The sequence below is a fragment of the Dyadobacter sp. genome (assembly GCF_051859145.1).
Lineage (GTDB): Bacteria > Bacteroidota > Bacteroidia > Cytophagales > Spirosomataceae > Dyadobacter.
The window spans coordinates 1-23,837 of the sequence record NZ_JBHYGF010000368.1; the positions used below are offsets into that span (position 1 = coordinate 1).

Below are 23,837 nucleotides of genomic sequence, written 5' to 3' on the forward strand. Positions count from 1 at the left end.
AAAATAGTCGACAAGATCTTTGATACCTACATGGAGAGGGGCATGAAGCCCATCGCGCAAATCGGGTTTATGCCCCAGGCACTTTCCACGAAACCCGAGCCTTACCGCCACCACTGGAAACCGGGAGACGATTATAATGACATTTACCTGGGTTGGGCATATCCGCCGAAAGATTACAAAAAGTGGGCGGAGCTGGTGTATCAATGGGTCAGACATTCAGTCGCAAGATATGGGAAAAAGGAGGTGGAAAGCTGGTATTGGGAACTTTGGAACGAGCCGAATATCAGCTATTGGAAAGGTACCGTGGATGAATACATCCAATTATACGATTACACGGCAGATGCTGTCAAGCGCGCATTGCCGACAGCGAAAATCGGTGGGCCGGAAGTAACCGGACCGGGTTGGGACAAATCAGAAAAGTTTATGCGGACTTTCCTGGACCACGTAACCAAAGGCAAGAATTACGTAACAGGCAAAACGGGTACCCCAATCGATTTCATTACCTACCACGCGAAAGGCGCGCCTAAAATCGTGAACGGGCATGTACAAATGAATATGGGTACGCAGCTGCGCGATCTGGATAAAGGTTTTGAAATAGTAGCCTCTTACCCGACCCTGAAAAAGCTGCCTATTATCATCGGCGAGTCAGATCCCGAAGGTTGCGCGGCTTGCTCGGAAGATGTGAGTCCGCAAAATGCTTACCGGAACGGTACCATGTATTCGAGCTACACGGCGGCTTCATTTGCGAGAAAATATGAACTGGCGGAGGCAAGGGGAGTGAACCTGCTGGGTGCGGTAAGTTGGTCTTTCGAGTTTGAAGACCAGGCCTGGTTCCGCGGCTTCCGTGACCTGGCTACCAATGGGGTTGACAAGCCGGTGCTTAATGTGTTCCGGATGTTTGGTCTAATGGAAGGAAACCGCGTGGAAGTAAAACAAAACCTTGCTTATGATTTTAAAAAAGTGAGGGACGAAAGTGTGCGCGGCGAAGCGGATATCAATGCTATTGCCTCGAAAGCAGCCAATGCAGCGGCAGTAATGGTGTGGAACTACCACGATGACAATGTGCCTGCGCCCGACGCGCCTATTCAGTTGTCTGTGAGTGGATTACCTTCGCAGCAAGTGCTGATGTACCATTACAGGATTGATAAGGAGAATAGCAATTCGTATGAAGCATGGAAAGCAATGGGATCGCCGAAACAGCCCACAGCCGAGCAGATCAGGTTACTCGAAAAAGCCGGCCAGCTTGCGCTGCTTACGTCTCCGGAATGGATCAAACCGAAAGCTGGCCAGGCTACGATAGAAATGCAGCTGCCACGCCAGGGCGTTTCGCTGCTGCATTTCAAATGGTAAATTATTTGCCTACCTGGAAGAGGACACCAATGTGAGCTGACGCACCGCGGTTATAGAGTTTCGCATCGTCGCCGTCATCCGACGTGGCCAGGTTGCGCAATCCGAGGTGATACCGTCCTTCTGCGAATATTCTCAAAGCGCCTATAGGATAGGCGAGTCCAGCGCCACCTACTGCTCCGAAGTCGAATTTGCGGCTGTCTTCTCCGAAGCTGTATGTTTCATCCTGACTTTCGCTGGCTATGAGTTCACCGTCAACATAAGCTTTTGACGTAGATTTTGCCTTTAAATTACCCGCCAGCAAACGCACTTCTGGTCCAATGGAAAAAAGACCTTCCAGTTTTCCCAGCTTGGGCCTGTATTGAAAAAGAATAGGTAGTTCAATGTAATTGACCGACAGAGTTCCTTTTATATCGACCTTAAGTTGCTGTCCATTAATCAGATCCTCGGATTTCATCCGGACCCGCGTGCCGCGTTGTGAAAAACCGGGTTCAAGCTGTATGCTGGTTGCAGGGCCAACCGGAAAGTTGAACAGGATCGCGAAGTTTAGTCCGGGTTTGGGTTTGAACGGGTAGTTTTGGTCATCCTGCACAACAAAATTGGCAAAATTAGAACCGGCCCGCAGCCCGACACCCATTTGCGCCCAGGATGCAGACCCGGCGAAAGAACAAAGTACTAGTAGCAGGAAAGGACATAAGGATTTTTTCATTTTCGATAATCATTTAGATTGTTGAGAGAAGTACTTGAAATAATCATTTAAAGAAAGTAAAGTATGTTAAGATATAGTGTAGAAGGTTGTTAAATTATATTCTTTAAAACAGGGGGCTCCGCAGGAGCCGGTAAGAATCTGGTAAGTGACGTTCTTCTATAAACAGGAAGCTCCTCTGGAGCTCTATGTCCAGTCAAAGTGGCTCCCGGAGGAGCCTCCTGTTTATAGAACTTAGCCACAAACCATTGCGATACTACTCGTTTCTAAGCGTCTGCACGGGGTTCATTAATGCGGCTTTCAGGCTCTGGAACCCTACTGTGAGTACGGCAATGAGAATCACCAGCCCGCCTGCTCCGGCAAACATCCACCAGGCGATATCTGTCTGATAGGCGAAATCCTGCAACCATTTCTTCATCAGGTAACCTGCAACCGGACAAGCGATCAGGATGGAGACAATGACGAGGCGCAGAAAGTCTTTGGAGACCAGCGCCAGGATCCCGGCAATGCTCGCGCCAAGTACTTTTCTCACACCAATTTCCTTCGTGCGCTGCTCTGTCATATAGCTGGCGAGGCCGAACAAGCCCAGGCAGGCAATGAAAATGGCGAGCATCGAGGCCAATGCAAACACCTGGCTGTACTGCTTTTCTGTCTGGTACTGCTCGTTGTATTTCTGGTCGACAAAGTAATATTCAAACGGATTACCCGGAAATGCAGCTTTGTACAGGCTTTCCAGTTCTTTCAGCTGCTTTTGCATGTTAGCAGTGGAGACCTGTAACACAAGTCTGCCGCCGGATTTACGGGGCATGAAAATGATCGGGTCAATTGCATTTTGCAGTCCCTGGTGATTATAATCCTTCACGACGCCCACTATCTCGAAAGGTTGTCCCCAGCTTACAATTCCTCCCACTGCCTTTTGCGGAGACGCAAAACCAAGCTGCCGGGCCGCCGCTTCATTGACCATGAGCTTCCCGCTTTTTTCCCAGGCGAGTTCCGCTTCACGCGAAGTAAAATTGCGACCGGCTACCACAGGTATCTTAAAAACAGTCACGTAGTGATCATCGATAATACCCATTGCGAAGCTTTTTTTAGAATCATCCCACTTGTCGCCCTGCCTGGTAATACCCGATGCATTGAACGAGTAATAGCTTCCCGGGACAATGCCGGTGTGGCTGTAATTTTTAACGTAAGGCAATGCGGCGATCTGGTTATCGAGCAGCGCGGAGCTGGTACCAATGCTTTTGTCGTCGCCAATCTGCGGTCCGTTGATCACCAGTCGCTGCTCGGGCCTGAAACCCAGGTCTTTGTTTTGCATATACTGCAGCTGGTTGTACAGAACAAGCGTTGCAATGATCAGGATAACGGAAACGCTGAACTGGGCAACAACGAGCACTTTCCGGAGCCAGCTGTCTTTACCTGCATTCAATTTCAAAGCCGCAGCGCCTTTCAGTATCTGGACCGGCTGCAGGGAAGTCACCGAAAAGGCCACATAGCTTCCTGAAAGAAACGCGCCCGAAACCAGCAGCAAAGCCGCCAGTACCCAGGAAGGATCGTGTAGCAAGGCAGTTAGCGAAAAATCCTTTTTCGTAAATTCATTAAAATGCGGTTGTAAAACGGATACCAGCAATATGCCGAGGGCAAAGCCTAGCAAATTAAGGAGGAAAGATTCGCCTAAAAACTGATTCACCAGCTGGAACCGTCCCGCGCCGACTACCTTCCTGACGCCCACTTCTTTCGCGCGTTTCAGGGATGCAGCCGTAGAAAGGTTAATGTAATTGAACCACGCAATGACCAGGATCAGAATGGCGATGCCGCTCAGCAGGTACACAAATGAGAGGCTGCCGCTGGTGGGATAATTGTCGTCCATTGAGGAACCAAGATGGATATCGGCAAGCGGCTGCAAAAGATACCTGCTTTTATCCTCGGGACTTAATCTTTGTTTAAGTGCATTCACTTTTTCTTCAAATGCAGCCCGATCAGTTTTTTCATGAAGCTGGAAGAAGTTGGTGATATAGGAACCTTCGAAGCTGTCCAGCCGCGCCCAGTCGTTTCCATTCAGGTTGGCCGGATTGGCGAGTGTTTGCAGGGAAAGGATAGCATCGAACCTGATATCAGAATTTTCGGGCATATCCTCGTACACGGCGGTAACGGTGTACAAGGTTCTTCCGAACTGGTTATTCATGATCAATGTCTTTCCTACTGCATTCTCAGTACCATAATACTTCCTGGCCCGCGACGCTGCCAGTGCAACCGTGTTCGTCTCCGATAGCGCAGTCTGCGCATTTCCGTAGCGTAATGGAAAAGTAAAAAGCGTAAAAAAGCTGGCATCGGCATAAGCCAGCTCATCTTCGCGGAAGGCCTCTGTTTTCCCCTGGCCTTCAATGGTGATCACGCCGTTAGCCGAACCTTCTGCAACCCGGCAATAAGCTTTTACCTCACTGAATTCCTTCCTGATCAGCGGGGCAACTGCTGGCTTCATTTGAACGAAAACGTCACCTGTCGGCCGGCTTTCGAACATCCGGTAGAGCGAAGGCAGGTTTTTGTGAAACTGGTTCACGCTTTTCTCAAAGACTACATATTCGAATATGAGAATGAAAGCGGCGATGCCAAGACCCAGTCCGGCTACATTGATGATTGAAAACAGCCTGTTCTTGCGCAGGCTGCGAATCGCGATTTTAAGGTAGGACTGGAACATAAGTTTGGAACGACAGCTAGGTTTTCCATTGAATCAGCGAAGATTATGCCACTGTTCAAAACCTGTCTGAATCGTTCCAAAAGGCTGTTTTTCAATAAGTACTGTGCGATTGCGAACATTTTGAAGTCTGGTATGTTCGCTGCTTTGAAACACCCATTACTTATCAAGGAACTGCGGTTAACTGTTTTCAGGAATTACTTGCAATCTGTCTTTTCCAGCTTTACTCCGGCGTAGCGTACGCTGGCTTTGTCTGCAAAAACGAATTTGCCATCCTTGAAAACCCTGTCGCCGATTCCTTCGACCAGCAGCGTGTCGTTTCGGAGAAAGGTAACTTCATTGACGAATTCTGAATCTGAGGACATAAAAGTGTAAGTTCCCCAAAGGGTATCGCCAGCCATTTTGCCGAGAAATAATCCATTGTTCTGGCCCTTTTCATACAGCTTGTAGCCCAGGCTGCCCTTAATACTATCCCCGTACATCAATGCATTAAAAAGCACAGTATCCTTTTGTACGAACGAGGAATAACACAGATTGTATGTGCTGTCCGATTCGGATTTTTTGGTGTTGAGCGCCGAATTTTCAGTCGGCCCGGAGTTGCAGGCAGTCAGGAACATAGCGCCCAGGAAAAGCAGTGTAATGCAGTTTTTCATTTTGAAGATTTCAGTTTTAAATCGTACGAAGTTCACCTTAAATGCCCGCAAAGCTATCTTTTCCCGGATCCCCAAAATGTGACGCTAATAGGCTCAGATTATGAGAATGGTCATGATTTACAAGTCAGTCGGCTCAGTTACTGGTATACTTCCCGCAAAAGGAATGGTGGTCAGAAACTCCCACGGACCGCCTTTGTAGCGCCACAACAGAATCCCGCTCACGGTGAAACTAAATGGTTCAAAGCTGCCCGACAGCTCGGCCAGCAGGTTTTTGGCAGCAGCGGGCTCCACCTTGTTTTGAACAGTGATATGAAAATTCCTTTTTTGCCGGTCTTGATTCGTCAGGTATTGCGACCAGCGCTTTTGCAGCGTTTGATGCAATGCAGGCAGCTCCGGTGCCGAGATTTTGAAAGCGGTACCAAAACCAAGCGACACCACCTGCACGGCTGTCGCAGTAAAAGGCGACTGGTGCTGTGCAAGCTTTGAAATATCTTCTAAAATCCAGGGCTCGTCCGGTAATGCGTGAAAAAGGGTCAGATGGGCATTCAGGTAGTTACGTTCCGGCGGGAAATGCAATTGGCGAAGCCGGTCAAAATAATCCTGGGCAGCGGGCGTGATCAGCAGCGTCGCCACCAGCGGGTCACGTGCAGTTTCGTCTTGCAAAATGTTTGTTTGTTCCATCTGATCTTGTTGGTTGACTGATCGGAACATGCAATGATCGTACCTTTGCCGCATTTCACAACCGCTACTAATTCCCGCACAGCATTGAGCAACAGCAAACAGATCGTGATTGACGGAAATGCGGTCCACGATATTCCATCCTTTTACGACGAGGTCAACCGTGCATTCATGCAGGGTGAAGACTGGATTTTGGGCGCAAGTCTCGACGCATTCAGTGACCTGCTGTTCGGAGGTTTTGGTGCAATAAAAGGCAACGAACCGGTCGAGCTGGTCTGGCTCAACCAGCGCAGGAGCCGCGAAGTTTTAGGTTTTGAAACAACCAAAGCCTACTACACAGAAAAACTCGCCCCCGATTCCCCATTTAACAAAACCCATTTTACGGAAAAACTGAAAGCGCTCGAAAGCGGGGAGGGGCAAACCTACTTTGATATAATCCTTGAAATCATTGCTGAACATCCCAATATTAAGCTGATAATAAGGGAGTAGCATTTATCCGATCGTGATATTTTGTAGGTATTTAATGCATAATTCCATTTTTTGCAAAACCAATACAACGATCTTGGTCGCGGGAAGCCTCTTTACCGTGAATAATGTGCGAAAATTAACCGAACACATTCAGGTGCTTTTCCGCCATTGCATTCCTTCACCTGTTGTTTAATGCCGCTATGAAATCACGATTCCTCGCTTTGTTCCTATTATGCAGTTATTTTTCACTTGCTCAGGATACCACCCGCATTTCCTTTGCCGAGGAGCAGGATACATTGGTCCGGCAGCGGTTTGTTGATCGGTATGAAAATGTTTTCATGACCAAAGTCCCATCGCGTCACATGTTCAAGGTAGGACTGACGTTCCTGCCTAACTACCTGATCAGCGTTGAAAACAGCGGCAATGACGGCACGCAGCTGGACCTCGGATATGAATACAAAATGCTGCCTTCATGGTCGGTAGGCGCCGACGCCGGTGTGAGTGGAAACTGGGGTTCTAATGTGGGATTTGGAGGGATGTTATCAGCCAAAGTGTATACCCGCTGGTACTATGATATGCGCCGCAGGATCAGGGAAGGGACGAGTGTCAACAACTTTACCGGTAACTTCCTTGCATTGGTGGGCGAGCGGCAATGGGGTAAAGGTGCTGCAAACAACCAGCTTCAAAGACTGGGTGTAGAGTTCGGTATGCAGCGGCGGTTTTTCAACCTCGGCCGGATCGAACTGGGTGTCGGTGTGTACTATCAGGATTTTACACAGAGAGAATCGCCCTTCCTGCTTGCATATCACCTGAACAAATCGGTGCCTTTCGCAATCACCTCGCGCACCAGCATGGGGATCGGCTTCGGCGATTGGAAGCGACAAAAGAACCTGCCGATTTGTGAGGTTTTGTTTTGTGAAGATGATGTGCAGCAACAATGGAAATTGCTGTGGCCCAAACTGTATCTGTCCCCCAACTTCTCCAATGCGACAGTCGGAATGGGATATGAAAGAAAGCTTGCTAAAAGTCCGTTTTCCCTGAACACTGAGGTTACCGCATTTTATATGCGCATTGCTTCGAAGGGATTGTCTTACCCGCTGGACAAAGTTTTGGTCAGCAATGATTTCAAGGTCCACTCTGTGGTACAGCTGCGGTATTATTTACACCAGCAACGGAATATCCGGCTTGGTAAGGGTGGTAATAACCTGTCCGGCGCTTACATTGGTCCGTACGCCGACCATTTATTCTACCACAGTGAGACCATTTTCGGAGTCGATAAAAGTAAGAAGCACGTCGGCTTGGGCCTGGGCTTCGGCGTGCAGCAAACCATTTTCAACAAAGCCTACGTCGATCTTTCGGCCGGTATCAGCCACAATCTTTTGAAAACAAACGAGAATTCAAAACGTTTCCTGGGCGCGGTCAAGCTAGGTTTCGGGTTGATTTTGTAAAATGGGAAGGGAAGAAGCTGCCTAATAGATATACCCGAAATCGCGCAGCTGCTGCATCGGCTCTTGCAAAAGAATTGTCCGTCCGCCGTTGTTGAGCAGATATACCTGGTCCGACAATGCCAGCACATCCCGGTAATAATGATCTGATATAAGAATACCCTTGGTAGCTTTCAGCACCGAAAGCCAGGCTTTGATCCGTTCCACATGCAGCGGCATCAGATTCGAAAAAGGTTCATCCAGCATGATAAACGGAGCCGGACAAGAGATCACCATAATAGTCTCGATCAAACGCTGCTCGCCTCCTGACAGCTGATCCAGTCGCTGCGGCAGCATTCTTTGTAACTCAGGGAAATACGAATCCGCTTCTAGAACGTTGACTTCGTAAAGTCGCAACGCTTCCGCAACTTTGAGGTACCCGGGGACAAACTGCCGCTGAGGCAGGTACGCAGCCGCATTGGGTTGCTGGTAAAGTTTGCTGACGTACTTCTTGTCAATTCTTACGGAGCAGTTTTGTGCTTTCTTAATACCATAAATTACTTCCAGCAAGCTCGATTTTCCGCTTCCATTCCGGCCGAGAAGTCCTACTATATTTCCCTTCTCTACTTTCAGGTAGATGTTTTGGAGGATCTTCCTGCCGCCATATTCCAGCAGGATACTATCAGCTTCGAGCATATTCATCCGAAAATGATGGTGGCCAAAATGATCCATAATGCGAATACAGCAAGGTCCAGCAGGTAGGTCAGCAAAGCCAGCTTCACCTCCGATAGTCCGAAATGGTGGTAAAAAATAAAGCCTTTCCTGTTGGAGGAGCGAAACAGGTACCAGATCAGCGCCTGGCACGCGCTCCGCAGCCAGAGAAAAGCGAGTATAAACGAGGGGAATATGTCGGATTTTAAGGAAGGAAATTCCGCAATGCCCCACATCAGCAGGGACGTGGCTGTGGTTACCGGCCAGATTTTTCTGTAAAAAACAGACACAACTTGAAGCTTTCGCATTTCCTTTTTTTCGGGGAAGATAGCGTGCTTCAATCAGCAGTGGGGAAATTTAACATCTTTTAACCTTGCAGAGCGGCTTCCGAAAGCGCGTTTACTTTCGCACAATATCGCAGTCCGTAACCAGTCCCGCCGGCGTCAAATGCACAAGGACAAGCTGGTCTGGTTTACCACTGAGAAGCCGGTAAGTAACAATTTCACTTACATCACTGCCGTGCCGCTGAATACCGCGGCTTTCTACGTTTTCAGAATGTACAAGCTCGATCGACTTCATTCCAAGCAGGTCTCGGGCACCTTGTGTGTAAGAGCGGCGGGTTCCGTCGGCTATCCCGGGAGTCTCTTCTACCATTTTTCCGCCTTTTGCCATTGCATTCAGCGCAACTTCTATCTGCCTGGTACGGCCCGGATTCGGGTCTGGGATGGTTTTCGGGTTTGGAAACAGCGGCCCGATACGCGGGACTTTACGTTGATCATTGCCCGTTTTCCACATGAAATCAGTTACCGCGCCTTTCGCGTCGGGTGTAAAAATGACGATCGCATCGCGATCCGTAGAAGCGAATTGTGTGGGCGAAAGTGGCACAAACTCCTCGTCGGGCAGGTTGTCTGTTAATGAATAAAGCCGATTGTTTTCAAACTGGAACGCGATCATTCTATTGTTATCCAGCTCGTACCTTCCTTCAAAAGCCGCAGTTTGGGACGGAGTGACACTGGCTGCAACCCGCTGAATGGGTTTGCTCACCGGAAATCCTTCCCATTGGTACTGCGCGGCAACTGCATTCAATATCTGGCCCACCATTCTTGAATTATCATTGGCATTGATCATGATCACCACACCCTGTCCGGTCTCTGCGCCAGCTGTCATCAAAGCGTCAAATCCTTCGTCACGCCCGCCGTGTCCAAACCGCAGGTTTTTTCCAGTGCCTTCCACAAACACACCTAGTCCGTCATTGTTCTTCTGGTCGGTGAGCATTTGCCGGATCATCGATTGAGAGAGTATGGAACCGGCTTTGCCGGCAAGACCATTTTGGATACTCATCGCAAAACGCGCCAGGTCCGACGCCGTGGTCCATAATCCTGCGGCGGCCATTTCGGGATAAATATGCCAGCGGCCTTCTACCATTGCCCGGTCGCTCGTGTGAGCAGTAGCGGTTAACCTGGCCTTGTCAGCGGGCAGCGGCTGCGCAAAGGTACTTTCGCGCATGTTAATGGGAGCCAGCACCGTTTCCTGCATAAACCCGGGGAAGGATTTGCCTGTCACATCGATGATCATTTGCTGCATCACCGTGTACCCGCCACCGGAATAGCGCCACTGGCTGCCTGGAACAAAGTCGACGCGCACAGGGCCGGTATTTGCCGGTGGAATTCCATCAAGTATCTGTCCAACGGACGGGATAGGTCCGGCTGCCGGATAACCGGGAAAGCCGCTGACGGTTAATCCAGTGGTATGGCTGAGCAAGCCGCGTAGGGTAACTTTCTTGTCTTTTAAGAATTCATTCTCAGGTACTTTCCAGGTTTTCAGTTTGTTGTTAACATCCTCGTCAAGCGACAGTTTGCCTTTTTCCACCAAAAACAATGCACCGGCTGCCGAGACGGATTTGCTGATGGAGCCGGCCAGAAATAAAGTCGATTCGGTCACCGGTACCTTGCCCATTTCATCAATAAACCCGTAACCCTTTGCCTTTACTATTTTACCATCCTGAATAACAGCCAGCGAGAGCCCTGGTACCTGCCGTTTTTTCATGATTGACTCAATGAAAATGTCCAGGCTGTCTGCCTTGATTTCGGTTTTAATCGTTTTGTTTACAGTTATTTCTGGCGTAGAATTCGCCACCTGACTTTGTGAAATAATAGCAGCCAGCAGGAGAAATGTATATTTCATTCTGGTTAAAGGTTTCGTGTAAAAGATGAAAGTAAACGGGCTAAATCACCTAATCTGCGCGGAGCGCCTTTACCGGGTTTTCCAAGGCAGCTTTCAATGCCTGGTAACTTACGGTTGCAATGGTAAGTAAGAGCGCGGCCAGCCCCGGAACCACAAATAGCCACCACGACAGTTCTGAGTGGTAAGGGTACTTTGATAACATTTGCGCAAGAAAGTAGTAGCTGACGGGCGCGGCAATGCAAATGGCGGCGAGGGTAAGGTATACAAAATCCCGGGCGATCATTGCCCAGATACCTGCAATAGATGCGCCCAGAACCTTCCGGATGCCGATTTCGCCCCGTCTTTGTTCCGCAGTAAAAGTGGCCAGCCCAAACAGGCCCAGACAGGATATGCAGATCGCAACCACCGCAAAAATGAAAGTCAGCTGACCAATGCGGTTTTCAGCACTGAACTTTGATCCGTATTGCGTTTCGGCAAACTGAAAATCGAATACCGCGCCGGGTATGTGCCTGTCAAACAGTGGACGGATTTTGGTGAGCGCACTGGCTGTTTCAATATCTTTATTCAGCTTGACAAACAGGTAATTAGGTGCGTAGGTCATGAAATAGATCGTCTGCTTCACAGGTTCGTAGGGCGACTGCATGACCATATCCTGCACTACGCCCACAATGTGGTATTCGGAATCATTGAAAGTCCCGTCTTTCCAGCGCACCGTTGTGCCCACAGGGTCAGTAAGTCCCATGTATTTGGCAGCAGACTGGTTGATGATGATCGCGGAAGAATCGGCAATGAAATCTTTTGAAAAATCCCTCCCCTGCAACACCTTCCAGCCCACAGTCTGGCCGTAGCTGTGTGAAGCTGCGATCACTGCAAATTGATCCTCGTCATTCCCTGCTTTGCCTTTCCAGGTAAACCCGCGGGCATTGGAAAGTACATCCGTTACGGGACCAGAAGATTGCGCCACCGACGAGACTACGCCTGATTGCAGCAGATCATTTTTCAATGCTTCCAGCTGCGCAGTGCCGCGCGGTATCTTCACATTCAGCAAACCCCGCTGATCATAGCCCATATACCTGTTTTGCCCAAATTGGACCTGTCGGAATACACCCACAGTACCGATAATGAGGGAAACGGAGATGGTAAATTGCAGTACAACCAGCACTTTGCGTGGTACTGCGGCGAACCTGCCGGAGTTACCTGCACCAGATTTTAATATGTTGACCGGCTTGAAAGACGAGAGATACAATGCGGGATAACCGCCTGCTACCAAGCTCACCGCTACACAGAAGGCAATGGCGATCAACAGGAAATAGGGATTTTGAAGAAATCCGTTTTGTCCAAAAAAATCAATGTGCTTATCCGTAATCGCGTTGAACTGAGGCAAAGCCACCTGCACAACGAGCAGAGCCGCCAGAAACGAGAACGCAACCACAAGAGAAGATTCACAGATAAACTGGAAAACAAGCTGCGCGCGCATGGAACCCACTGCTTTGCGCACGCCAACTTCCCGCGCACGCTGCGCAGAACGGGCTGTGCTCAGGTTCATAAAATTGATGCAGGCCAGCAGCAGAATGAAAATTGCAATCCCGGTGAAGAGTTTGACATAGTAGATTTGTCCGCCGGTATTAACACCATTTTCCCAGCCAGCATACAAATGCCACTTGTCCATCGGATGCAATGAAATCAGTGAGGCGGCCGAATTGGCTTCCCTTTTCAGGTGTTGGGAAGGTATGTTTTTGATCTTTTCCGAAACGGCTGCTATCGCGGTACTTTTCCGGGTTTGCACCAGTATTTCAAATGTATTGACCTCCCAGTTGTCTTTCACTTCATCTACCCACCGCCTGCTTTTAGCCGAGGTAAAAAGCTTCCAGGGAGCGATGAATGCAAGGTTATAGTAATCTGAATTTGATGGAAAATCCTTGTATACACCTGCTACAATCCCTTTCAGCTCGTTGTCGATGGTCAGGATTCGTCCATTGACTTCATTTGTACCGAAGATTGAAATGGCGGCAGATTCTGACAGCAGCAGGTTGGTCGGGCCTTCCAATGCGGCATCACTGCCGCTGAGCATCTGCAGCGACAGGATTTTGGCTCCGTCAGCTTCCATGAACCGGCCTTTTTTTCTGAATTTATGCTCTCCCGACGTCAGATTGTAATCTTCCGTATCCCAGGAAACAGCAACATGTTCAAAGTCCGCCGCGAAATCCTCCCTCAATGTGGCAGCGAGCGGAAACAGCATATTGGGCGAACTGACGATCTCCCCGTTCTGTGTGCGGTGCGCCATTAACCGGGCTACCTGCGCATGGTTTTCAGCGGCTTTATTGAAGTTCCATTCATCCCATACCCAGACAAAAATTAGCATAGCCACACTCATACCAAGCGTGAGACCCGACAGATTGATCAGGGTGTAGCCTTTATTTTTGTAAAAACCTCTGAATGCGATCTTGAAGTAGTTTTTGAGCATGTAGGGAAGTTGGAATAGGGTAGCAGGGATCAGGTTTTTAAAAGTGCGTGGTGCTATGTCACTACTTGTAAGATAAATATAGTGCCATGCTGGTAATCAGCACGTCAGCCTGGTTTTTCGGGCATTCATGTTCGCATTCGGACACTTTTTCCAACGTTTTCGGACAGCATACCTGCATTTGCAAAAGCCGGATTTTGCGGCGGCACAATGTTTGAGGCGCACAGCATTGTACGCGAAAGTATTTACCGGTAATCCCTGCAAAGCTGCATTTATGAAAAAGAAAGACAGTTTGAAAAAAAGCTACATGAAAATGCTCGAATGGTACCAGTACCGGGCAGAAGAAAATACAGGATCATTGAAAAAGCTGCAAAAGCTGCTGGCAGAACTGGACAGGGAATCGGAAGCGAGTGAAGCTTACGAAAAAGATGTCGACGATCTTGAATCGCTCAAATTCATTTATGAAACAGGTATCCGCAACTTCGAAAGTCAGGTAGAAAAGTACAAAGCGATGATCGCAGAAATGTAAGCGGGAGCGCACAATGCAGTGTACTGTGCGCTCCTGTTTACTATGATTTCAGCTTATCCTTGAAGAACTCGATCGTGCGTTTCCAGGCGAGCTCGGCCGCTGCTTTATCGTAACGCGGCGTAGTATCGTTGTGAAAACCGTGGTTCACCTCGGGGTAAATGTAGGCTTCATATTCCTTGTTGTTGGCAGTTAATGCAGCCTGATAAGCCGGCCAGCCTTCATTGACCCGCGTATCGAGGGCGGCGTAATGCAGCAGCAGCGGCGCTTTGATTTTTGGCACATCTTCCGTCGCAGGCTGACCTCCATAAAAAGGTACCGAAGCCGCCAGCTCGGGTACGCGTACTGCCATCATATTGGCAATGCCGCCCCCAAAACAGAATCCGACCACACCGATTTTTCCATTGCAGTCGGAATGGTTTTTGAGATAGTCAAATGCAGCGATAAAATCTTCCTGCATTTCATTCCTGTCGCGTTTGCTTTGCATGGCGCGGCCTTCATCGTCATTACCAGGATAGCCGCCGAGCGGGGTAAGTGCGTCTGGTGCAATGGAAAGGAAGCCAGCCAATGCAGCCCGTCTGCCTACATCCTCGATATGTGGGTTCAGGCCGCGGTTTTCGTGTACCACAATTACGCCGCCTAATTTTCCTTTTGCGTCAGCAGGTTTGGAAAGCAAAGCCTTGATCTTGCCGCCGCCTTTGGGGGAATCGTATGTGATATAGTCCGATTTCAGCCTCGGATCGCCTGCATGTACCTGGATCGCGCCGTGGTAATCGGGCATTAGAAAGCTCATCAACGAAGCTACCGTAATCCCGCCAACCGCGTATGCAGACAATTTTTGCATAAAATCCCGCCTTTCCACCCGGTTGTGCGCGTAGTCGTCGTAGAGGTCAAACACTTCCTGTTTGATATCTTCTTTCCTGATTTCTGACATATATCATTTTAAATTGATGTGATATGTAAATATATAGATTTGGCCCGTATGTATGCTTTACCCGAACTGATAACCGGTAACAAAATAATTTCGACCGATTGCTAGCGTATTTGGCACAAAACGGGTAATTTATGTGTCAAAAATGCATTCATCCATGAATTCAAATCTAGAAGCGAAACGGAGGGAGTTATTTGAACTTCATAAAGCGAAACTGGGCACCGACGCCCCGCTGATGAGAAGGCCGGTTGCCGCAGCAGCAATGCCACAGAAAGTAAGCGCAACAACAATGAGAGAAGCGGAACCGAAAACGCCGCTCACCGCCAGAAGCAAGATCACGTATGCGATCATCGGCATTACTGCGCTGATCGTCGTAGCCGAGCTCGTATTCCTTGCCAGTCAGGCAGGTTGGCTCGGGTAACCAGAAGCTTTTGACGAAAACCTGTCTCATTTTATGTGGCTGTATAGCACGATTGTTTTAGTACACGCCTGAGCCGGAAGTCGGTTTCGGTGTGTGTCGAAAGCAAACGTCAAAAATGAGTTCAGTAAACATTACAATCATCGGAGGAGGAGCGTGCGGGATTTCTGCTTTTACGGAGCTCTTTCTCCAACTCAGGATCGCAAACCTTCATCAGGAAGTTGGCATCACCATCATCGAAGAGAATGAGGAAGTAGGCAAGGGACTCGCATTTGGCACCAAACAGCCCGGCCACATTCTCAATACCCAGGCCGATTTAATGGGTATCCACCTCACGGAACCCGAACATTTCAGCGAGTGGCTGATCAGGCACCAGGAACGGATAGGGGAGGAAATTGTCGATAACCAAGGCCAGGATGAAGCTTTTACAACCCGCCGCCTCTACGGAGATTACCTGAAAGAGCAGTTTGAGCATTACTTTTCCCTCGCCAAATCGGAGGGAATGAAAGCCGAAGTGCTGCATGCAAGTGCCACGAATGTCAAACAGGAAGAAAACGGATTTGAGGTTTTCCTGTCAACTCAGCAAAAACATCACTGCGACTATCTGATCCTCGCGCCGGGTACGCCCGTAGCCAACAATTATCCGCACCTCGAAGGCAAGAAAAACTATTTCGGATCGCCCTGGCCTTCGTCAGAGATTCTCGAAAACGTGCCCCGGGACGCAGATGTGGGTATTTTAGGTTCTAGCCTGAGCGCGATAGACGCCTTGATGACACTCGCGGACAATGAGCACCACGGTAAGATCACTTTTTACTCGCTCGACGGTTTACTCCCGCGCGTCCAGGTTGAAAAACCGGAACCTTACCAGCGTAAGTACCTCACCATTAAAAATCTCCACCGCATTCAAAGAGAAAAGCTGCGCAACCCGACTGTTGTGGAGGTTTTCAGGCTTTTTGTGAAAGAAGCGGAGAGTTATGCAGGTGGAAAAATTGACTGGAAAGCTACTAAACGCGACGGAAAGCCTGCTGCTGAACTGTTGCGGGAAGATATCGAAACTGCACGCGCAGGCGGCGACGCATTGATGAACATTCCCTATTCGCTGCGTTACGATAGCTCCGAAATGTGGAAGGCGCTTGACGAAAGCGAGCGGATCAAATTTAAAAAGTGGCTGGGCGGCTACTGGGCGACTAATCGCCACGGCATGCCGCTGGTCAATGCAGAGCGGGTTTGTAAGTTGTTTGAAAGTCAGCAGCTAAGTGTTGAGTCTGACCTGGAAGAGGTAAAGTATATCGACGAAAAAGAAGGCTTTGAACTGCGTTTTGGGGATCAGGTGAAATTTACAAAATACCTGATCAATGCAACCGGCCCGGCTTCGGCAGTGAAAGCAATGAAATCGGAGCTGATCAAAAATCTCGCAGAGGAAAAGCTCATCGAGCCGGAACCTGTCGGTGGCATCCGGATGGATACCCAGACGATGCAGGTAGTTACTTCCGGCAAACCTGTCCCTCACTTTTACGTACTCGGTCACCTCTGCAACGGACTTTTACTCGACGTGAATGCAGTTTGGTTCAATGTACGTACGATTGGCAGTTTGAGTCAGCACATTCTAAAAACCATTATCAGTGAAAGAACTGCTTAAACTATACGGCGAGCTGCTCCCGGTAATGGCATTTATTCCCATTGGATACTGGGTAAAGAAGAAATTCAATGTACAAGCCAAGTACATCAGTGCACCTCTGATCAAGGTGCTGCTTCCGCTGGTCGTGTTTTTCAACGTACTGGATGCCGAAGCGCAGAAGCTTTACATTCTGCCGGTGATTACCTTTATACTTGCATTGTCGATGAACCCGGTGGCGAATTTTGCCCATAAAAAATTCGCACAAGACATGGAGCCGCTGCTGCTGCGCAGTTCTTTTTCATTTTTCAATATTGCGTTCTTCGGCATTCCTACGGTTACTGCATTGTTTGGCGAAAAGGATGTGAGCAATTTGATCTGCATTTACCTGGGTTCCGCATTGTACGGGGATACCATCGGGTATTTTCAGGTTGCCAAGACCAAACTCTCCAAATCGGAAGCGATTAAAAAGGTATTGCAAATTCCGTTTTTATACGTTTTTGTAGCGGCGATGATCTGCAAGGTACTGGAAGTGGAAACGCCGGAGTTCATGAAAGCGCCCATCAAAGTGATCAGCTTCTGCGTGTCGTCGGCGGGTATGCTCATAGTTGGTTTGCAGCTTGCTGACGTGGATTTCAAAGAACTCGAAGGCAAACTTTACGCCAAACTTTTTGCATTGAGAACTGTTGCCGCCGCTGTGATCGTCGGTGCATTGATCCTGGCAGAGTACCTGATCCTGAACCAGCTGGAAGATAAGGATTACAAAATGCTGGCGCTGGTGCCGCTGTTTCCGGTCGCAGCCAATGTAACCGTATTTGCATCCTTTTTGAAAACGGGCGAGTCGCAGTCGGTGTTGCTTGTTTTCCTCTCGACGATCTTGTCGCTGGTACTCGTTTCACTTGCGGTACTCTTCCTCTTCTAGGCGGCGCTGCATGAGTACACTCGGTAGGATTACAGATAAGTAGATCCACGCGATAAAGAACAGCTGCAAAGGAATCCTGAACCAGAGGTATCCCGGCCCGTCGCCGTCGTAAGTGGCTGTTTGCAGGTTAATGTGGTGCATTGCGCCGTAAATATTGGCTGGCAGTATCAGTATGAAAAATACGATGAGCAGCCAGGCGGTTAACCTGGTGAATCTGGGTAAAAGCAGTCCGGCCGCTGCGGCGAGTTCGATAATCCCGGTAAACAGAATGAGCTCCCGCTTGAATGGAGCAAAATCCGGCAACATCATTTCCATTCCTTTTGTAAATCCAAAATGCGCGAGCCCGGTTACAACCAGCATCGCTGCCATCCCGATGCGCGCAGCGAGCGCCGGCTCATATCTTCCACGCGTTTTTCTCAAAATCAATAATGAGACTATAAATACAAAGAGCAGAACTATTTCAGGCATATCCGTCAGCATTTTGTTTCCACAAAGTTGCGCTGCTTTAAAATGCCTTAAAATGAACCTGGGTTAAGAAATGCGTTTCCGGATGCGGCTGAGTGCCTGCGGCGTAATACCGATGTAGGATGCCAGGTATTTTCCAGGGATTTCCTGAATGAGCTTGGGCTGGTTGTTGAGTAAATGCAGGTATCGCTCTTCCGCAGTTTGTGTCAGGAATGCGAGTTCGCGTCCCGTTTTCTTCAAAAATAGCTGCTCCGCCGCAAACCGCCCGATCCGGTTACCGGCATTGGTATGTTCATAAACCTTTTGCAAGTCGGGGTAGCTGATGCGCCAGAGTACCGTATTTGTCAAAGCCTGTATGTTAAAATCTGCCGAATTCCGGGTAATGAACGAACTGTACCCGCTCATAAAATCACCCGAGAAAGCGAAGTCGAAAGTAAGTTCTTCGTCATTTTTATCAAGAAAAAACCGCACAATCCCTGACTCGATAAACGAGAGGTAATGCTCCACCTTTCCGGCTTTCAGCACAAACTCCTTTTTTGCAAATTCCTGTCTTACCAATCCGGACGAAAATGCCTTCCATTCCAAATCGGAGAGGGGTGTGATCTGTTCAAAATAGTTGCGGATCGCCTGCATTTGAGTAGGTAGCTGTTTTCAAATGAAAGATAAACTCCAAAGCAGCTTGATGCTCATTTTCTTTCAATTTCTCTATTTTTTATCCAGATAATTAAAAAATTAATGCGTTTTCCGGGGCTGTTAATGATTTATTAACCATTTCTTAATAGCGTCCACCTTTCTTTGAACCCAAGGTCAGGCCGACCAATCACCATTCTATTTGAACAATGAAAAGAACCCGGAGACGCATTTTCCCAGGCGGGACAACTGTGCGCAAACCTGTTGATCAGTCAAAAATGAAACTGGAATTAAACGGATAATATGGAAAATCAACTTTTATTAAAACGGGGAATTTTACAGAATTTCCAGAGAATACGCCGGTACTTAGGCATTTGCCTGCTGCTCGCATTGCCGATATTGGCAGCAGCACAAAGCAGCGAGGTACAGATAGCCGGCGATGTGCGCGATGAGAAAAATATGGGGATACCCGGCGCGAGCATTGTTTTGCAGGGTACAACCAAGGGTACCACCACGGATGCCGATGGGAAATTCTCGTTCTGGGTACCGAAGTCAGGTTCCGTCCTGATCGTGAGCTTTCTGGGCTATAAACGCCAGGAAATTACGGTAGGCAGTCAAACCAGCTTTACCATCAAAATGGAACTCAGCACCGACGAGCTGAACGAAGTGGTGGTAGTCGGCTACGGTACCCAGCGCAAGCAGACGCTCACAGGCGCAATTTCCAACATTGTCACCGAGCAGATCAAAACCACCACGCATACCAGTCTGGCGCAAAGCCTGCAAGGGAAAGTAGCCGGCGTGCAGATCCGCCAGAACTCCGGCGAGCCGGGCTCTTTCAGTACTAATATCAACATCCGTGGTTTTGGCGAGCCGCTGTATGTGGTCGACGGGGTAGCGCGTGACGGCGGTTACGAATTCCAAAAGATCAATCCCGACGATATTGAAAGCATTTCGGTGCTTAAAGATGCGTCTGCGGCCATTTTCGGTATTCGTGCCGGGAACGGGGTTGTAATTGTTACGACAAAAAAAGGCAAGCAGGGCAAGCCGCAGTTCAGCTATAATGCGGTTTACGGAAGACAAAGTCCGACCGACGTGCCCACGATGACGAATGCATTGCAATGGGCTGAAATGCGGAACGACGCAGCCAAAAACCTGGGCGAAAATCCGGTTTACTCACCAGAAGAAATCGAAAAGTTCAGAACCGGCGCGCCGGGTTATGAAAGTACCGACTGGTACAAGGAGGTACTTAACAAATCGGCCAGCCAGCAGCAGCATTTTATCTCGGCTTCGGGCGGCGAAGGAGCGGCTACTTACTTTGCGAGTTTTGGCTATCAGAATGAAAACGGCTTGCTGAAAAGCAAGGATATGGGTTATAAAAAGTACACATTCCGCACCAATGTGGGCATTGATCTGACCAAAAACCTGAAAGCGGATATTATCCTGTCAGGGTTGTTTGATAAACGCGACCAGCCGGGCGATAATTTTTTCAACATTTACAAAGGAACCCGCATTGCACTTGCTACCGAGAAGCCTTATGCGAATAACAATCCGAGATATCCTTCACTTCTGAGTGGTGGCTACAATCCGGTGGCGCTCGCAGATGGAGACCTGACCGGGTATAGCGAGGATGTGAACAAGTTTTTCCAGTCGACTTTCGCATTGACCTACACGGTACCGTTTGTACCAGGTTTGCGGGTAAAAGGTTTGGTGGCTTACGATAGCAATAACTACCGGAACAAATCGGTTTCAAAAAGCTATAATCTGTACACTTACGACGCTACGCTGGACAAATACACCGCCCACGCACAGCGGAACCCTTCGCGGATCGGCAACAATTTCTCGGATAACAACCGCGTCACATTCCAGGGACAGCTGTTTTATAATACGGTTATCGCCAAAAATCACAACCTCGGAGCCACGCTTGTTTACGAACAGCAGGAATCGAAAAACCGCTGGGCAGGACTGGGCCGCGAGTATGCATTCTATACCAACGACCAGATCGATCAGGCGGGGCTTAATAACCAGACTACGAGCGGATCTGAAAGCGAATATGCCAGTCAGTCTTACGTGGGCCGGTTGAATTATGATTTTAAAGAAAAATACCTGCTTGAAGTAGCAGCCCGCTACGACGGATCGTACCGCTACCATCCCGACCGTCGCTGGGGCTTGTTCCCGGTGGTATCTGGCGGCTGGCGCGTGACGGAAGAGGAATTCATGAAAAAGATCCCATTCATTTCCATGCTGAAACTGCGCGGATCTTACGGCTTGGTGGGAGCGGACGCAGGCGCGCCCTTCCAGTATGTACCCGGGTTTTCGCTCACGGGTGGAGGAGGTTATGAATTTACGAATGGAAATTATACCACCGGCGCAGCTTCTCCCGCGATCGTGAATGAGAAACTGACGTGGTTCAAATCCAACATTCAGGATATCGGGATTGATGTTGGTTTATGGGATAATAAGATCGATTTCACATTTGATATCTACCAAAGAGACCGCAAAGGCTTGCTCGCCAGACGTAACGTTTCTTTGCCCAACACATTCGGCGGTACCTTACCGGAGGAAAACCTGAACAGCGATCGCGTGCGCGGCATCGAATTTTCGGCCAGCTACAATGGTCAGATTCGCAATTTTAAATATGGTATCTCGGGTAACTTCAACTACGCCCGCACCATGAACCGCTACGTGGAAAGAGGCGACTTCCTGAGTAGTATGGATAAATGGCGCGGCGGAGCAGCCAACCGCTGGAACGACGTGGTTTGGGCTTACCAGCTCGAAGGTCAGTTCCAGAATGCAGACGAAGTTGTTTACGCACCGATCCAGAATGGCGATCTGGGCAATACCCGCGAGCTGCCGGGTGATTTTAAATACAAAGATGTAGACGGAAATGGTGTGATCGACGGAAACGATGCAATGCCCCTTTTTTTCGGCGGCGATCCGAAAATGTATTACGGAGTTACGCTCACAGCTGGCTGGAAAGGTTTCGATTTTACTGCATTGTTCCAGGGTTCGGGCAAATACAGTGTGCGCTTCCGCGAGGTTTACGCCGAGGTATTCGCTTTCCGCGGCAACACACCCGAGTACTTCTACGACCGCTGGCATTTGTCGGAAGACAACCAATGGATTCCCGGTACCTGGCCGGCTTCCCGCTTCAACTACAACGTGGGCGCCATGTACGCCGAGAGCTCGGCCTGGCGGAAAGATGCTTCTTACCTGCGTTTCAAAAGCGCGCAGCTGGGTTACACTTTCAACATCGGCTGGCTGAAAAAGATCGGGATTCAGGACGTGCGGATTTATGGAAACGCGCACAACATCTTCACCTGGGCTGATCCGTTCGTGAAACCTTTTGACCCTGAAAAAATCGAGGGTCTCTTCGGCGCGGGACTTACTTACCCGGTAACGCGCAGCTACAACTTTGGTATTAATGTTAAATTCTAACAGCGCTAACAATGAAAATGATTAAAAATATGGGGCTCCTGCTGGTCGTCTTTTTCGCATTGAGCTGCGGGAATGTGCTCGACAAGCAGCCGCTCGACAAGTTGCAGGGTGAAAACCTGTTTTCCAATCCCGAAGGTGTGAAGCTGTACATGGCCAACCTGTATTACCAGCTGCCAATCGAGGATTTTACATTCTTCCGTCAGGGTTTCAACTGGAACACAGGCGACCCCAACAATGGCGGCTTCGCGCCGGCGATGGTGACCGACGAGGCAGTACATACCGAATTCGGCGACTTTATCGGGAATGATGATTTCCAATGGTGGGACCAGGGTTATAAGCTGATCCGCGACACGAACATTCTTATTGACATTATCCCGACATTGGATATCAACGATGACGAAAGAAAGGCGCTTGTCGGAGAAAGTTCATTTATCCGCGCTTACGCCTATTTTGGTTTGGTAAAAAGATATGGCGGCGTTCCTCTGATCACAGCTGTTCAGAAATACGAAGGCGATGTGGAAGCATTGAAAGTACCGCGCAGTACGGAAAAGGAATCCTGGGATTTTGTGATGAAAGAATGCGACCTGGCTATTGCTAACCTCGCCGAATCGTGGCCGGGCGGCGAGCGGCGGGCGACCAAGTGGGTAGCTTACGCATTGAAATCCCGCGCTGCATTGCACGCTGCATCTTTGGCAAAATATGGCGACCGTTCTCCGATTTCAGGTACGGCCGTGGATCAGAAGCTGGTAGGGTTGGATAAATCGGCTGCTGCGGAGTATTACAAAGCGGCTGCCGATGCAGCTGAGGCCATTATAAATTCGGGTAAATTCTCGCTGTTCCGGGCCAATCCGGCTACTCCGGAAGATGCGGCTAACAACTACCGCCTGCTTTTTGAAGATCCGAACAATGCGCCGGAAGAAGTAATCTTTATCAAAGGTTATGCAAGACCGGGCTCAGGCACCGGGCATAACTACGGGATCTGGTACCAGCCCAACCAGACTGCAAACGGCTGGCCGCACCCGGGTCGCATGAACCCGACTTTGGAACTGATGGACATTTACGAAAGCTATGACAAACCCGGCGTAAGCGCCCCGATCGTCACGTCCGAAGCCGGCAACGATCTTACTGACTACAATGGATTCAATGCAGCCAAGCAGTACAAAAGGTTTGAAGGTCCGAATGATATCTTCAAAGGAAAAGACGCGCGCATGTGGGCGACGATGATTTTACCGGGCACCAACTGGAAAGGTCAGAAAATCATCATCCAGGCTGGTTTTGTGAAGCCCGACGGCAGCCCGCAGATCATGGGCGGCGAGCCTTTTACCGTGAATGGAAAAACGTACTACACCTACGGCGCAGCCGATCGCACGCAGTATTCAGGCTTTGATACCTGGGGCGGGAATAACACGCGGACCGGGGTAAGTTTCAAGAAGTTTTTGAACGAAGGTGTCAATGTAGCGCCGGGCTGGAATCAGACCGTTACCGACTTCGCCGATTTTCGTTATGCCGAAATCCTGCTCAACTATGCAGAAGCAGTCGTGGAAAGCGGCGCGGGGGATAAAGTGAAAGGT

20 protein-coding genes are annotated in these 23,837 nt (G+C 49.2%); 9 read left to right on the forward strand and 11 right to left on the reverse strand.

The window, feature by feature from the left end:
* Positions 1–1,350: GH39 family glycosyl hydrolase (locus ACTIE6_RS19140; RefSeq protein ID WP_439558171.1), on the forward strand; the 1,350-nt coding region annotated here is incomplete at its 5' end.
* A 1-nt stretch (position 1,351) separates the two neighbouring features.
* On the opposite strand, the gene ACTIE6_RS19145 is transcribed toward ACTIE6_RS19140, so the two are convergent.
* From ACTIE6_RS19145 to ACTIE6_RS19160, 4 genes are all read right to left on the reverse strand, one after another.
* Entirely contained in the window at positions 1,352–2,056 is a 705-nt protein-coding gene (locus tag ACTIE6_RS19145) for a porin family protein (protein WP_439558172.1), read from the reverse strand.
* A 253-nt stretch (positions 2,057–2,309) separates the two neighbouring features.
* On the reverse strand, positions 2,310–4,748 hold the full coding sequence (locus ACTIE6_RS19150; protein WP_439558173.1) for an ABC transporter permease: 2,439 nt from the start codon (positions 4,746–4,748) through the stop codon (positions 2,310–2,312).
* A 194-nt stretch (positions 4,749–4,942) separates the two neighbouring features.
* The gene (locus ACTIE6_RS19155; RefSeq protein WP_439558174.1) at positions 4,943–5,398 is read right to left on the reverse strand and encodes a hypothetical protein; all 456 of its coding nucleotides are present in this window, start codon (positions 5,396–5,398) and stop codon (positions 4,943–4,945) included.
* Positions 5,399–5,515: 117 nt separating this feature from the next.
* Positions 5,516–6,079 (reverse strand): 2'-5' RNA ligase family protein, encoded by a 564-nt coding sequence (locus tag ACTIE6_RS19160; RefSeq protein WP_439558175.1) that lies wholly within the window; start codon positions 6,077–6,079, stop codon positions 5,516–5,518.
* A 33-nt stretch (positions 6,080–6,112) separates the two neighbouring features.
* On the opposite strand from ACTIE6_RS19160, the gene ACTIE6_RS19165 reads away from it, so the two are divergent.
* Positions 6,113–6,565 (forward strand): barstar family protein, encoded by a 453-nt coding sequence (locus tag ACTIE6_RS19165; RefSeq protein ID WP_439558176.1) that lies wholly within the window; start codon positions 6,113–6,115, stop codon positions 6,563–6,565.
* Positions 6,566–6,744: 179 nt separating this feature from the next.
* The gene (locus ACTIE6_RS19170; RefSeq protein WP_439558177.1) at positions 6,745–7,992 is read left to right on the forward strand and encodes a hypothetical protein; all 1,248 of its coding nucleotides are present in this window, start codon (positions 6,745–6,747) and stop codon (positions 7,990–7,992) included.
* 21 nt (positions 7,993–8,013) lie between these two features.
* On the opposite strand, the gene ACTIE6_RS19175 is transcribed toward ACTIE6_RS19170, so the two are convergent.
* From ACTIE6_RS19175 to ACTIE6_RS19190, 4 genes are all read right to left on the reverse strand, one after another.
* The gene (locus tag ACTIE6_RS19175; RefSeq protein WP_439558178.1) at positions 8,014–8,670 is read right to left on the reverse strand and encodes an ATP-binding cassette domain-containing protein; all 657 of its coding nucleotides are present in this window, start codon (positions 8,668–8,670) and stop codon (positions 8,014–8,016) included.
* Positions 8,667–8,987 carry a hypothetical protein gene (locus ACTIE6_RS19180; RefSeq protein WP_439558179.1) on the reverse strand — a complete coding sequence of 107 codons (321 nt, stop codon included), beginning with the start codon at positions 8,985–8,987 and terminating at the stop codon, positions 8,667–8,669. Before ACTIE6_RS19180 ends, ACTIE6_RS19175 begins: the two co-directional genes overlap by 4 nt.
* A gap of 91 nt (positions 8,988–9,078) precedes the next feature.
* Positions 9,079–10,863, reverse strand: coding sequence for a serine hydrolase domain-containing protein (locus ACTIE6_RS19185; protein WP_439558180.1), 1,785 nt, complete (start codon positions 10,861–10,863; stop codon positions 9,079–9,081).
* 49 nt (positions 10,864–10,912) lie between these two features.
* On the reverse strand, positions 10,913–13,327 hold the full coding sequence (locus ACTIE6_RS19190; protein WP_439558181.1) for an ABC transporter permease: 2,415 nt from the start codon (positions 13,325–13,327) through the stop codon (positions 10,913–10,915).
* A gap of 271 nt (positions 13,328–13,598) precedes the next feature.
* Here ACTIE6_RS19190 and ACTIE6_RS19195 point away from each other — a divergent pair, with 271 nt between their 5' ends.
* On the forward strand, positions 13,599–13,853 hold the full coding sequence (locus tag ACTIE6_RS19195) for a hypothetical protein (RefSeq protein WP_056282221.1): 255 nt from the start codon (positions 13,599–13,601) through the stop codon (positions 13,851–13,853).
* A 40-nt stretch (positions 13,854–13,893) separates the two neighbouring features.
* On the opposite strand, the gene ACTIE6_RS19200 is transcribed toward ACTIE6_RS19195, so the two are convergent.
* A complete protein-coding gene (locus tag ACTIE6_RS19200) occupies positions 13,894–14,784 on the reverse strand; it encodes a dienelactone hydrolase family protein (protein ID WP_439558182.1) in 891 nt (296 codons plus the stop codon).
* Between the two features lie 154 nt (positions 14,785–14,938).
* On the opposite strand from ACTIE6_RS19200, the gene ACTIE6_RS19205 reads away from it, so the two are divergent.
* The 3 genes from ACTIE6_RS19205 to ACTIE6_RS19215 all read left to right on the forward strand — a co-directional run bounded on the left by ACTIE6_RS19205 (position 14,939) and on the right by ACTIE6_RS19215 (position 17,736).
* On the forward strand, positions 14,939–15,202 hold the full coding sequence (locus tag ACTIE6_RS19205; RefSeq protein WP_439558183.1) for a hypothetical protein: 264 nt from the start codon (positions 14,939–14,941) through the stop codon (positions 15,200–15,202).
* A 115-nt stretch (positions 15,203–15,317) separates the two neighbouring features.
* Complete coding sequence (locus tag ACTIE6_RS19210) at positions 15,318–16,838, forward strand: FAD/NAD(P)-binding protein (protein WP_439558184.1); 1,521 nt, start codon at positions 15,318–15,320, stop codon at positions 16,836–16,838.
* Positions 16,822–17,736, forward strand: coding sequence for an AEC family transporter (locus ACTIE6_RS19215; RefSeq protein ID WP_439558185.1), 915 nt, complete (start codon positions 16,822–16,824; stop codon positions 17,734–17,736). The genes ACTIE6_RS19210 and ACTIE6_RS19215 overlap by 17 nt, the downstream gene beginning before the upstream one ends.
* On the opposite strand, the gene ACTIE6_RS19220 is transcribed toward ACTIE6_RS19215, so the two are convergent.
* A complete protein-coding gene (locus ACTIE6_RS19220) occupies positions 17,710–18,204 on the reverse strand; it encodes a DoxX family protein (protein ID WP_439558186.1) in 495 nt (164 codons plus the stop codon). The genes ACTIE6_RS19215 and ACTIE6_RS19220 overlap by 27 nt on opposite strands.
* 63 nt (positions 18,205–18,267) lie before the next feature.
* Positions 18,268–18,834: a Crp/Fnr family transcriptional regulator gene (locus ACTIE6_RS19225; RefSeq protein ID WP_439558187.1), complete on the reverse strand. Its 567-nt coding sequence runs from the start codon at positions 18,832–18,834 to the stop codon at positions 18,268–18,270.
* Between the two features lie 300 nt (positions 18,835–19,134).
* Here ACTIE6_RS19225 and ACTIE6_RS19230 point away from each other — a divergent pair, with 300 nt between their 5' ends.
* Together ACTIE6_RS19230 and ACTIE6_RS19235 are read left to right on the forward strand one after the other, a co-directional pair.
* On the forward strand, positions 19,135–22,266 hold the full coding sequence (locus ACTIE6_RS19230; RefSeq protein WP_439558188.1) for a SusC/RagA family TonB-linked outer membrane protein: 3,132 nt from the start codon (positions 19,135–19,137) through the stop codon (positions 22,264–22,266).
* Between the two features lie 11 nt (positions 22,267–22,277).
* The coding region (locus ACTIE6_RS19235) for a RagB/SusD family nutrient uptake outer membrane protein (protein ID WP_439558189.1) at positions 22,278–23,837 on the forward strand (1,560 nt) is incomplete at its 3' end.

Bases quoted from the DNA above. Each gene is read 5' to 3' on its own strand.
- ACTIE6_RS19230 (WP_439558188.1), top strand. From the start codon at position 19,135: ATGGAAAATCAACTTTTATTAAAACGGGGAATTTTACAGAATTTCCAG.
- ACTIE6_RS19175 (WP_439558178.1), bottom strand. From the start codon at position 8,670: ATGAATATGCTCGAAGCTGATAGTATCCTGCTGGAATATGGCGGCAGG.
- ACTIE6_RS19165 (WP_439558176.1), top strand. From the start codon at position 6,113: ATGATCGTACCTTTGCCGCATTTCACAACCGCTACTAATTCCCGCACA.
- ACTIE6_RS19155 (WP_439558174.1), bottom strand. From the start codon at position 5,398: ATGAAAAACTGCATTACACTGCTTTTCCTGGGCGCTATGTTCCTGACT.
- ACTIE6_RS19185 (WP_439558180.1), bottom strand. From the start codon at position 10,863: ATGAAATATACATTTCTCCTGCTGGCTGCTATTATTTCACAAAGTCAG.
- ACTIE6_RS19160 (WP_439558175.1), bottom strand. From the start codon at position 6,079: ATGGAACAAACAAACATTTTGCAAGACGAAACTGCACGTGACCCGCTG.
- ACTIE6_RS19190 (WP_439558181.1), bottom strand. From the start codon at position 13,327: ATGCTCAAAAACTACTTCAAGATCGCATTCAGAGGTTTTTACAAAAAT.
- ACTIE6_RS19225 (WP_439558187.1), bottom strand. From the start codon at position 18,834: ATGCAGGCGATCCGCAACTATTTTGAACAGATCACACCCCTCTCCGAT.
- ACTIE6_RS19170 (WP_439558177.1), top strand. From the start codon at position 6,745: ATGAAATCACGATTCCTCGCTTTGTTCCTATTATGCAGTTATTTTTCA.
- ACTIE6_RS19150 (WP_439558173.1), bottom strand. From the start codon at position 4,748: ATGTTCCAGTCCTACCTTAAAATCGCGATTCGCAGCCTGCGCAAGAAC.
- ACTIE6_RS19205 (WP_439558183.1), top strand. From the start codon at position 14,939: ATGAATTCAAATCTAGAAGCGAAACGGAGGGAGTTATTTGAACTTCAT.
- ACTIE6_RS19145 (WP_439558172.1), bottom strand. From the start codon at position 2,056: ATGAAAAAATCCTTATGTCCTTTCCTGCTACTAGTACTTTGTTCTTTC.
- ACTIE6_RS19220 (WP_439558186.1), bottom strand. From the start codon at position 18,204: ATGCCTGAAATAGTTCTGCTCTTTGTATTTATAGTCTCATTATTGATT.
- ACTIE6_RS19195 (WP_056282221.1), top strand. From the start codon at position 13,599: ATGAAAAAGAAAGACAGTTTGAAAAAAAGCTACATGAAAATGCTCGAA.
- ACTIE6_RS19210 (WP_439558184.1), top strand. From the start codon at position 15,318: ATGAGTTCAGTAAACATTACAATCATCGGAGGAGGAGCGTGCGGGATT.
- ACTIE6_RS19180 (WP_439558179.1), bottom strand. From the start codon at position 8,987: ATGCGAAAGCTTCAAGTTGTGTCTGTTTTTTACAGAAAAATCTGGCCG.
- ACTIE6_RS19200 (WP_439558182.1), bottom strand. From the start codon at position 14,784: ATGTCAGAAATCAGGAAAGAAGATATCAAACAGGAAGTGTTTGACCTC.